A 9,992-nucleotide genomic window follows, 5' to 3' on the forward strand; every position below is an offset into this window, starting at 1 on the left:
ATGAACCTGAACTACCCACTGCCCCGTGCCAACGCGCAGACAAATGCCTACTGGGATGGCTGCGCGCAGGGCGAACTGCGCTACCAGCGCTGCGGCCAATGCGGCCAGGTGCAATGCATTCCGCGCTCGCTGTGCGACCGCTGCCAGAGCAGCGATCTGCCATGGAGCGCGTCGCGGCGCGAAGGCACGGTGCTGACTTTCACCACCGTGTACCGCGCGCCCTTGCCGGCGTTCAAGGAGATGCTGCCTTACGTCATTGCCATTGTCGATCTGGACGAAGGCTTTCGGGTGATGGCGAATGCGCTGTCCTGCGTGCCGCCGGATGCGCTGGCCATAGGCGCGCGGGTGCGCATCGGCTTCAAGGAAGTGCACGGCATGGCGCTGCCAGTGCTCGAGTCGATTCTGGAGGGGGCGAAATGAGCGAATCCAAGCCAATCCTGTTCGAGGATTTTGTTCCCGGTGCCTTGATGGGGGAGCGGGAAGAGGTCTACGACGCCGCGCAGGCCATGCGCTGGCAGTCACTGTTTGGCGGCGCTGGCGCTGGCGCCGCCGAAGCCGCGAGCATGGCCGTCATCAGCATGATGCGCGGCTACCTGAATCTGGTGACGCCGCGCCCTCCTGGCAACGTGCATGCGCGCCAGCAATTGAAGATGCGCGGCTTGCCGCAACCGGGGGAATCGATCCGCGTCGCCGTGCGCTGTCTTGGCAAGGAGGTGCGCCGCGAACGCAATTATCTGGAGCTCGAGGTCCGTGGCTGCGGAGCGCAAAAACGCGCCTTGTTCGACGCGCAGCTCACGCTGATCTGGGCGGCATGAGCATGGACCAGCAACCAACCCTGGATCGTGCGTTGCAGACCTGCAGCCTGGTGGTGACCCCGGAGTCCATCCAGACCTACGCCGAACTCACCAACGATTTCAACCCGCTGCACGTGGATGCCGAGTTCGCCGCCAAGACCGCGATGGGCCGCCAGATCGCGCACGGAACCATGTCGCTGTGCCTGATTTTTCAGTGCGTACAGCGCAATTTCGGCGGCCAGGCCTTGGCCGATGTCGAACTCGATGTGCGCTTTGTGAAGCCGGTCTTCATTGGCGACACGGTCATCGCGGGAGGCGAGGCGAGCCGCGAGGGGCCCGGTCAATGGAATGTCTGGGTGCGCGGCGCGGATGGCGCGGATCGCATCGTGGGCAGCGCGCGCATCGGGGCATGCGCACTGACACAGCATGGAAAGGCATGAGATGACATCGCAAGACAGTGACAAGAACCGGGTGGAGCAGCTCACGCGGCTGTACCGCAGCATGTGCCTGATCCGCCATGTGGAGACGGCCCTCACGCGGTTGTTTGCCAACGGCGAGGTGCCGGGCTTCATCCACCTGAGCATCGGCCAGGAGGCGGTGGCCGCCGGTGTGGCCAGCGTGCTGGAGCCGCAGGATTCGCTGGCCACCACGCACCGCGGCCACGGCCATGTGCTGGCGCGCGGCATGGATGTGACCGGCTTCATGAAGGAGATCATGGGCCGCGAAGGCGGGCTGTGCAAGGGCCGCGGCGGCTCCATGCACGTGGCCGATCTGAGCCTGGGCATTCTGGGGGCGAACGGCATCGTGGGCGCCGGCATCCCGATCGCGCTCGGCTCCGCCATGGCGCACAAGGCACGCAAGACGGGGGGCGTGGCCGTGGCTTTCTTTGGGGATGGCGCAATGGCCGAAGGCGTGCTGCACGAGACGCTGAACATGGCAGCGCTCTGGAAGAGTCCGCTGCTGCTGGTCTGCGAGAACAATGGCTGGTCGGAGTTTTCGCCCACGTCGCGCCAGTTCGCGGCCAAGCTCGAAAAGCTCGCGCAGGCATTCTCGGTGCGCTACGCGCAAGTCGATGGCAACGATGCCCTGGCGGTTGCCGAGGCCACGCGCATCGCGACGGCGCAGCTGCGTGAAGGAAAGGGACCTTATGTGCTGGAGTGCATCACCACGCGCGTTCGCGGCCACTTCGAAGGCGATGCGCAGAAGTACCGCGACGCGGACGAACTCGAGTCCGTGCATGACAACGATCCGCTGACGGCCGCGCGCAAGCTGCTGCAAGCGGCCGGCGTGGAGACCACCGCCATCGACCATGAAATCAACGCGCAAGTGGAAGCCGCGATTGAAGCCGCGCGTGCCGACGCGCTGCCCAGGCCCGAGGACGCCATCCGCGATGTCTATACCCAGAATTTGCAGGAGGCCCGCGCATGAGCACCGCCACTGAAATGCGTTATGTGAACGCGATCACCCAGGCCATGGCCGACAGCATGGCGCAGGACGACTCGGTGATCGTGATGGGCGAGGACGTTGCGCACGCGGGCGGCTCGTTCAAGGCCACGCGGGGGCTGCTGGAGCAGTTTGGCGAAGAACGCGTGATCGACACGCCGATCTCGGAGTCGTCTATCACCTCGGCAGCCGTGGGCGCGGCGCTCACGGGACTCAAGCCCATCGTCGAAATCATGTTCATGGATTTCATCACGCTGTCCATGGACGCGCTGGTCAACCAGGCCGCGAAAGCGCGCTACATGTTTGGCGGGCAGGGCTCGGTGTCCATGGTGCTGCGAACGCCCCATGGCGGTGGCCTGAGCGCCGGACCGCAGCATTCGCAGTGCCTGGAAGCGTGGCTTGCGCATGTGCCCGGCCTCAAGGTGGTGTGCCCGTCCAACCCGCAGGACGCCTACAGCCTGCTGCGCGCGGCGATCGCCGATCCCGATCCGGTGATGTTCATCGAACACAAGGCCTTGTATGCGCAAAAGGGGCCGGTGGATATCACCCAGGCCGCGCGCATCGGCGAGGCGCGCATTGCCCGCGCGGGCCGCGACGTGACGCTGGTGACCTATGGCGCCACCGTCGGCATCTGCCTGCAGGCGGCCGAGCAACTGGCCGCGGAAGGCGTCGAGGCCGAAGTGCTGGATCTGCGATCTATCCAGCCATGGGACAAGGCGGCGGTTCTCGCGTCGCTGTCGCGCACCCACCGTGCCGTCGTGGTGCATGAGGCCGTTCAAGCCTTTGGTGTGGGCGCGGAGATCGTCGCCACGATGGCCGACGAGGGCTTTGACGAGCTGGACGCGCCGGTGTTGCGCGTGGCGGCTCCGTTCATGCCGGCGCCGTTCGCCAGCTCCCTGGAAAAGGGCTACGTCGTCACCGCGGAGCGTGTGAAAGACGCGGTGCGCAAGACGCTGGCCTGAGCCGGGCTATTCCCCAACAACTGATTCAGGAGAACTCCCCATGTCCGACGAACAAAACCCCATCCTGTGTGAACGCCATGGCGCCGTGGGCGTGTTGACCATCAATCGCCCCAAGACGCTGAACGCGCTGAACGTGCCTACGCTGCTGGCCCTGGAATCCGCGCTGACCGCACTGGAAAAGGATGCGAGCGTGCGCGTGATCGTCATCACTGGCGCGGGCGACAAGGCCTTCGTGGCAGGCGGCGACATCGCCGACCTGAACAGCCGCCAGGGCTTGCAGCACTACGAGGAATTCGCCGAGGTCATTCACCGTGTGTTCCGCCGCTTCGAGCTTTGCGACAAGCCGACCATAGGCGCGATCAACGGCTGGGCATTGGGCGGCGGCACGGAGTTGCTGCTCACGCTGGACCTGCGGCTGGTGGCCGCCGAGGCCAAGCTGGGCCTGCCCGAAATCAATCTGGGCCTGTTCCCCGGCGCTGGTGGAACGCAGCGCCTCATTCGCCAGGTGCCGCTGTGCCGCGCCAAGGAGCTGATGTTCACCGGCAACCAGATCACGGCGGCGGAGGCCGTCGACCTGGGTCTGTGCAATCGCAGCGTTGCGCGCGAGATGCTCATGGAAGAGAGCATGAAGCTCGCCCACCAGATCGCGCAGAAGTCGCCGCTCACACTCAAGCTGCTCAAGCGCGCATTGCGCGACGGCGCGGAAATGCCGCTCGGCGCGGCATTGGCCCACGAGCAGGCCATCATCGGCCTGGTGCTCGACAGCCAGGACGCGCACGAGGGCTGCAGCGCCTTCCTCGAGAAGCGCGCAGCCCAGTTCACAGGGAAGTAAGCCATGCGACGTGAACTTCTTGTGCCCAAACTGGGGCTGACCATGACCGAAGGCACGCTGGTCGAATGGATGGTCCAGCCTGGCGACGCTTTCCAGGCGGGGCAGGGCATCTTTGTCGTCGAGTCCGAGAAGGCCGCGAACGAAATAGGTGCGGATGCCGATGGCGTGCTGCTGGAAGTGGTTGCCGAAGTGGGCACCACGCTGGCTTGCGGTTCGGTGATTGGCTACTGGGATGACGGGGCGGCGGGCGAGGGCGTGGTGGCGCCCGCGGCAACGCCTGCTGCGCAAGCCGTCTGCGCGCCGGCTGCCGAGGTGCTGGCGCCCGCGCCAGCGGCGTTGCAGGCGGGACAACGCGTGCCCGTGACTCCGCTGGCGCGCCGCATCGCGGGCCAACGGGGCGTGGAGCTGGCGCTGGTCACAGGCTCGGGGCCGCGTGGCCGGATTCGTGCGCGCGATGTGCTCGCGGTGAGTGAAGCCCAGCCGCACAGCGATGCCGCAGCACCGACAGGAAATTTGCGTGCACCCACTCCCCTGGAGCGCACGATCGCCCAGCGCCTCACGCAGGCCAAGCAGCAGATTCCGCACTTCTATCTGTCGGTCGAAGCCGAGGTCAGCGCGCTCATGCGGCTGCGCCAGGAGATGAACGCGGCGCAGACGCAGCAGAAGTTCACGCTCAACCATTTCGTGCTGGCCGCGGTGGGGCAGGCACTCGAAGCCATGCCGCAGGTCAATCGCGTGTGGACCGATCAAGGCATTCTGAGTCTGGGCGCATCCGACGTGGGCATGGCGGTGAATACCGACAAGGGCTTGATGGTGCCGGTCCTGCGCGCAGTAGGGCAGCAGAGCCTGGGCGGTGTGGCCAGGCAATCCGCGGCGTTGATTGCGCGCGTGCAGGCCGGGCGTCTGAGCGCGGCGGAAATGCAGGGCGGGGCGATCACGGTGTCGAATGCGGGCATGCACGACGTGAGCTATATGGCGTCGATCATCAACCCCGGCCAGGCCATGATTCTGGGCGTGGGCAGCGTGCGCGAGCTGTTCCGTCCCGATGACGGCGGCCAGCCGGTGATTCGCCGCGAAATGGGCATGGTGCTGTCTGCCGACCACCGCGTGCTCGACGGCGTCACGGCGCTGCAGTTCCTCAAACGCATCGTGCAGGCGCTGTCGCAGCCGGCGGGATTGTTGGTGCAGTGATGGCAGACCACAACACTTCCCCTGAATTCGACGTCGTCGTCATTGGCGGCGGCCCCGGCGGCTATGTGGCGGCATTGCGTGCGGCCCAGCTCCAGCTGCGCACCGCCCTGGTCGAGCGCGAAAACCTCGGCGGCATCTGCTTGAACTGGGGCTGCATTCCGACCAAGGCCTTGCTGCACACCGCCGATACACTGCGGCGCATTCGGCACGCGGAGGCGCTGGGCATCCGCGTGGGGCCGCCGCAGGTCGATTTCACCCAGGTGATGGGCCGCTCGCGCCAGGTGTCGCAGCGGCTCAATCGCGGGGTGACGCATCTGCTCCGGAAAGCCGGCGTGACGGTGCTGATGGGCTCGGCGGAATTGGCTGGCAAAGGCCGGGTCGAGGTGACCGATACCCAGGGTACCAAGCAGTCGCTCAAGGCCAAAAACACCATCATCGCCACCGGCGCGCGCGCCCGTGAACTGCCCATGCTGCCATTCGACGGCAAGCGCGTGTGGGGCTACCGCGAGGCGCTGTCCGCCAAGGAAGTGCCGCAGACGCTGGCCGTGATAGGCGCGGGAGCCATCGGCATGGAGTTCGCCAGCTTCTACGCGTCGCTGGGCGCCAAGGTGACGGTCATTGAAGCCGCGGCGCGTGTGCTGCCGGCCAGCGACGAGGAGGTGAGCGCCTTCGTGCAGCAGGCCATGGCCAAGGAAGGCATTCGCTTCATGACGGAGGCGCGTCTCGTCGCCGCCCAGGTCGGCAGTGCCGGCGTCGCGTTGAGCGTGGAGCAGGGGGCGGACCGCCACCAGATCGACGCGGAATGCGTGCTTGTGGCCGTGGGCCTGGTCGGCAATGTGCAAGGCCTGGGTCTTGAAAAGACCCGCGTGGCCGTGGACCGCGGATGCATCCAGGCCGGCGATTGGGGTCAGACCGCGGAGCCCGGCGTCTACGCCATCGGCGACGTGGCCGGTGCGCCCATGCTGGCGCACAAGGCCAGCCACGAAGGCATTGAATGCGTGGAGTACATCGCCGGCCAGCGCAGCGGCAGGCAGCCGCAGGCGCTGATTCCGGCCTGTGTCTACAGCCATCCGCAGAGCGCGAGCGTGGGGCAGACCGAGGCGCAGGCGCGCGCCGCCGGCACGAAAGTGCGTGTCGGCAAGTTCCCGCTCGAAGGCAATGGCAAGGCCATCGCCATTGATGAAGCGCAGGGCTTCATTAAGACGGTGTTCGATGACGTCACCGGCCAGTTGCTGGGGGCGCACCTGGTGGGTCCCGAGGCGACCGAGCTGATCCACGGCTTCACGCTGGCGGGCACGCTGGAGGCCACCGAGGCCGAGCTCATGGAAACCGTGTTCCCGCACCCCACGCTGTCCGAGTCCATGCACGAAGCGGTGCTGGCCGCTTATGGGCGAGCGATCCACATCTGAAGTGACAGCCACAGCCTTTCGAGCAAACCCCATTCTTCCTGAAAGAGAGACACACCATGGACTTCCGACTCAACGACGAACAGCGGATGATGATTGAAACAGCGCGCCAGATCGGCGAGAGCTTCGGTCTGGAATATTGGCGCAAGCTGGATGCCGCAAAGTCCTTTCCCACGGCCTACTGGAAGGCGGTCTGCGACGCGGGGCTGTGCGGCGTGGCGCTGCCCGAAGCGCATGGCGGCAGCGGACTGGGCATGATGGAGATGAGCCTGATCGTGGAAGCGCTCGCGGCCACGGGCGGGGGCTCGACCGTGGGACAGCTGTTCATGATCAACCCGATTTTTGGCGGGGTGTCGATCTCGCGCTTTGGCAACGAGAAGATGAAGAAGGAGCTGCTGCCCAGGATCATCAGCGGCGACCTCAACTGCTGCATGGCGCTGACGGAGCCCGATGCGGGCACCAATACGCTGGAAATCAAGTCCTTTGCCGCGCAGGATGGCGACGGCTGGCGCCTGAACGGTCGCAAGATCTGGATCACCGGCGTCGAATCGGCCGAAAAGATGCTGGTGATTGCACGCACCAAGAAGCTGCAGGACTCCACGTCGCGCACCGATGGGCTCTCGATGTTCATGATCGACGTGAAGCGGGAAGGGCTGACGCACACGCCTATCGACAAGCTCGGCACCTGCACGCTGGATTCGAGCAGCGTGTTCTTCGACAACGTGCGCATCGGGCCCGACGAGTTGATCGGCACGCTGCACAAGGGCTGGCGCGAACTGCTGGACGTGCTCAACACCGAGCGCATGGTGACCACGGCGGGGCTGGTGGGCACGGGCGAGTTGGCGATCAAGCTGGCCGTGGACTACGCCAACGACCGCAAGGTGTTCGGCGACCGGCCCATCAGCTCTTATCAAGGCCTGCAGTTTCCGCTGGCGCAATGCCATGTGGACGTCGAGTCGGCGCGCCTGCTCAACTACAAGGCGGCCACCAACTTCGACATGGGCCTGCTTTACAGCAACGAGGCCAACGCCGCCAAACTGATTGCCGCGCAGGCCGTGGCGCGTGCCACCGAACGCGCCATGCAGACCATGGGGGGCATGGGCTACGCGAAGGAGTTCCATGTGGAGCGGCTGTGGCGCGATTGCCGTCTGTTCCGCTTCGCTCCGGTGTCGGAAGAAATGCTGCTGAACTACGTGGCCAATCACGAGCTGAAGATGCCCAAGGGGTATTGAGCGCATGTCGTCGGTCGGGTACATACGAATTCAAGGAGACGGATCATGGTGTCAGTGAGTGCCAGTGTGGCCTGGTGGGCGCACACCGAACCCGCGCGTCTGGCGCTGGTCTATGGCGGGCAGCGCCTGAGCTATGCGCAGCTGCAGCAACGCGTGGAGCGCGCGGCGGCATGGCTTGCCGCACAGGGCGTGGGCGCAGGCGACGTGGTCGCGCTGCTCATGAAGAACAGCGCCGCGTTCCTGGAACTGTCGCTCGCCATCAGCCATGTGGGCGCCGTGTTCCTGCCGGTGAACTACCGCTTGGGCAGGGAGGAGGTGGCTTACATCGCCGACCATGCCGGCGTGCGTCTGCTGTTTGCGGACGAGGAACTGCGGGCGTCCGTGCCCGATGCATTGCAGACCATCTGGGTCAACGAGGCGGCGCAGCAGGACTGCGGCGTCCTGTGCAGCGGCCAGCAGCTCGCTGCCGTGCCGCCGCATGTGTCGACGCCGGAGGATCTCTATCGCCTGATGTATACCAGCGGCACGACGGACCGGCCCAAGGGCGTCATGCATACCTACGGCAACATGGCCTGGAAGTGTCTCGATCACATTACCGCCCTGGGCCTGGGCAAGACCGACAAGCTGCTGGTGGTGGGCCCGCTGTACCACGTGGGGGCCTACGATCTGCCGGGCGTCGCGCTGTGGATCGCCGGTGGCTCGCTGGTGCTGGAGCGCGACTTCGATGCGGACCGCGCGCTGTCGCTGATCGCCAGCGAACAGCTGACGGGCGGCTGGATGGCCCCCGTCATGCTCAATCGCTGCCTGAACAGCCCGAACAGTGCGCAGCACGATCTGAGCAGTTTCCGGTGGCTGATCGGCGGCGGTGAACGCACGCCGGAGGAGCGCATTCGCGCGTTCACCGGGCTGTTCTCGCAGGCGCGCTATGTGGATGCCTACGGCCTGACCGAAACCTGCTCGGGCGACACCATGATGGTGGCGGGACAGGAAATCGCAAAGATCGGCTCCACCGGTCGCGCACTCGCGCATGTCGAACTGGCGATTCTTGACGACGACGGCAATGCCTTGGCCGCAGGCGAGCAGGGCGAGGTCTGCTTGCGCGGCCCCAAGGTCACGCGCGGCTATTGGCGTGACGAGGCCAAGACCCAGGCCAGCTTTTGCGGCGATTGGTTCCGGTCGGGCGATGTGGGCTATCTGGACACTGACGGCTTTCTCTATCTCACCGATCGCAAGAAGGACATGATCATCAGCGGCGGCGAAAACATCGCCTCATCCGAAGTGGAGCGCGTGGTCTACGAGCTGCCACAGGTTGCCGAAGTGGCCGCCATCGGATTGCCCGATGCGCAATGGGGCGAATGCGTGACGGCCGCTGTCGTGCTCAAGCCAGGCGCGTCGCTGAGCCTGGAGCAGTTGCGCGCGCATTGCAGCGACAAGCTCGGCGGCTTCAAGACGCCGAAAAAACTCGTGATCTGCGAGGCTCTGCCGCGCAATCCTTCGGGCAAGGTGCTCAAGCGGGAGTTGCGCCTGCAGATGGCGGATGGGAAATGAAGCTCGCGAGATCGGCAAAGTAAAACTGTTTGGAGATACGAAATGAAGGTATTGGTCCCAGTCAAACGCGTGGTCGACTACAACGTCAAGGTCCGCGTCAAGTCCGACGGCACAGGCGTGGACATCGCCAACGTCAAGATGAGCATGAACCCGTTTGACGAGATCGCCGTCGAAGAAGCCGTGCGTCTGAAGGAAAAGGGCGCTGCGACCGAAGTCATCGCCGTCTCCTGCGGCGTGACCCAGTGCCAGGAAACCCTGCGCACCGCCCTGGCCATCGGCGCCGACCGCGCCATCCATGTGCTGACCGACGTCGAACTCCAGCCCCTGGCCGTGGCCAAGCTGCTCAAGGCCCTGGTCGACAAGGAACAACCCGGTCTTGTGATCCTGGGCAAGCAGGCCATCGATGACGACGCCAACCAGACCGGCCAGATGCTGGCCGCGCTGGCCAAGCTGCCCCAAGCCACGTTCGCCTCCAAGGTGGAAGTCGCTGGCGACAAGGCTGGCGCGCCCCGAGTCAATGTGACGCGCGAAATCGACGGCGGCCTGGAAACCCTGGCCCTGGCGATGCCCGCCGTGATCACCAC

The 9,992-nt window shown here is 65.5% G+C and carries 11 protein-coding genes; all 11 read left to right on the forward strand.

Annotated features, from left to right (window positions below):
* Nucleotides 1–420: a Zn-ribbon domain-containing OB-fold protein gene (locus N0K08_RS19530; RefSeq protein ID WP_261502067.1), complete on the forward strand. Its 420-nt coding sequence runs from the start codon at nt 1–3 to the stop codon at nt 418–420.
* On the forward strand, nt 417–815 hold the full coding sequence (locus N0K08_RS19535) for a hypothetical protein (RefSeq protein ID WP_261502068.1): 399 nt from the start codon (nt 417–419) through the stop codon (nt 813–815). The genes N0K08_RS19530 and N0K08_RS19535 overlap by 4 nt, the downstream gene beginning before the upstream one ends.
* Nucleotides 816–817: 2 nt before the next feature.
* Nucleotides 818–1,234, forward strand: a complete 417-nt coding sequence (locus N0K08_RS19540) for a MaoC family dehydratase (RefSeq protein ID WP_261502069.1) — start codon at nt 818–820, stop codon at nt 1,232–1,234.
* A gap of 1 nt (nt 1,235) precedes the next feature.
* Nucleotides 1,236–2,222 carry a thiamine pyrophosphate-dependent dehydrogenase E1 component subunit alpha gene (locus tag N0K08_RS19545; protein ID WP_261502070.1) on the forward strand — a complete coding sequence of 329 codons (987 nt, stop codon included), beginning with the start codon at nt 1,236–1,238 and terminating at the stop codon, nt 2,220–2,222.
* On the forward strand, nt 2,219–3,199 hold the full coding sequence (locus N0K08_RS19550; RefSeq protein WP_261502071.1) for an alpha-ketoacid dehydrogenase subunit beta: 981 nt from the start codon (nt 2,219–2,221) through the stop codon (nt 3,197–3,199). Before N0K08_RS19545 ends, N0K08_RS19550 begins: the two co-directional genes overlap by 4 nt.
* A 40-nt stretch (nt 3,200–3,239) precedes the next feature.
* Complete coding sequence (locus N0K08_RS19555) at nt 3,240–4,031, forward strand: enoyl-CoA hydratase/isomerase family protein (RefSeq protein WP_261502072.1); 792 nt, start codon at nt 3,240–3,242, stop codon at nt 4,029–4,031.
* Between the two features lie 3 nt (nt 4,032–4,034).
* Complete coding sequence (locus N0K08_RS19560; RefSeq protein WP_261502073.1) at nt 4,035–5,222, forward strand: dihydrolipoamide acetyltransferase family protein; 1,188 nt, start codon at nt 4,035–4,037, stop codon at nt 5,220–5,222.
* A complete protein-coding gene (gene lpdA / locus N0K08_RS19565; protein WP_261502074.1) occupies nt 5,222–6,631 on the forward strand; it encodes a dihydrolipoyl dehydrogenase in 1,410 nt (469 codons plus the stop codon). Before N0K08_RS19560 ends, lpdA begins: the two co-directional genes overlap by 1 nt.
* Nucleotides 6,632–6,687: 56 nt before the next feature.
* Nucleotides 6,688–7,860, forward strand: a complete 1,173-nt coding sequence (locus N0K08_RS19570; RefSeq protein ID WP_261502075.1) for an acyl-CoA dehydrogenase family protein — start codon at nt 6,688–6,690, stop codon at nt 7,858–7,860.
* A 45-nt stretch (nt 7,861–7,905) separates the two neighbouring features.
* Nucleotides 7,906–9,408 carry an AMP-binding protein gene (locus N0K08_RS19575; RefSeq protein ID WP_261502076.1) on the forward strand — a complete coding sequence of 501 codons (1,503 nt, stop codon included), beginning with the start codon at nt 7,906–7,908 and terminating at the stop codon, nt 9,406–9,408.
* Nucleotides 9,409–9,450: 42 nt separating this feature from the next.
* On the forward strand, nt 9,451–9,992 hold a 542-nt coding region (locus N0K08_RS19580), incomplete at its 3' end, for an electron transfer flavoprotein subunit beta/FixA family protein (RefSeq protein ID WP_261502077.1).

The sequence above is a fragment of the Acidovorax bellezanensis genome (assembly GCF_025421555.1).
GTDB classification, from domain to species: domain Bacteria; phylum Pseudomonadota; class Gammaproteobacteria; order Burkholderiales; family Burkholderiaceae_C; genus Comamonas; species Comamonas bellezanensis.

Coding starts and splice junctions, on each gene's coding strand:
- N0K08_RS19530 (WP_261502067.1), top strand. CDS start 1: ATGAACCTGAACTACCCACTGCCCCGTGCCAACGCGCAGACAAATGCC.
- N0K08_RS19535 (WP_261502068.1), top strand. CDS start 417: ATGAGCGAATCCAAGCCAATCCTGTTCGAGGATTTTGTTCCCGGTGCC.
- N0K08_RS19540 (WP_261502069.1), top strand. CDS start 818: ATGGACCAGCAACCAACCCTGGATCGTGCGTTGCAGACCTGCAGCCTG.
- N0K08_RS19545 (WP_261502070.1), top strand. CDS start 1,236: ATGACATCGCAAGACAGTGACAAGAACCGGGTGGAGCAGCTCACGCGG.
- N0K08_RS19550 (WP_261502071.1), top strand. CDS start 2,219: ATGAGCACCGCCACTGAAATGCGTTATGTGAACGCGATCACCCAGGCC.
- N0K08_RS19555 (WP_261502072.1), top strand. CDS start 3,240: ATGTCCGACGAACAAAACCCCATCCTGTGTGAACGCCATGGCGCCGTG.
- N0K08_RS19560 (WP_261502073.1), top strand. CDS start 4,035: ATGCGACGTGAACTTCTTGTGCCCAAACTGGGGCTGACCATGACCGAA.
- lpdA (WP_261502074.1), top strand. CDS start 5,222: ATGGCAGACCACAACACTTCCCCTGAATTCGACGTCGTCGTCATTGGC.
- N0K08_RS19570 (WP_261502075.1), top strand. CDS start 6,688: ATGGACTTCCGACTCAACGACGAACAGCGGATGATGATTGAAACAGCG.
- N0K08_RS19575 (WP_261502076.1), top strand. CDS start 7,906: ATGGTGTCAGTGAGTGCCAGTGTGGCCTGGTGGGCGCACACCGAACCC.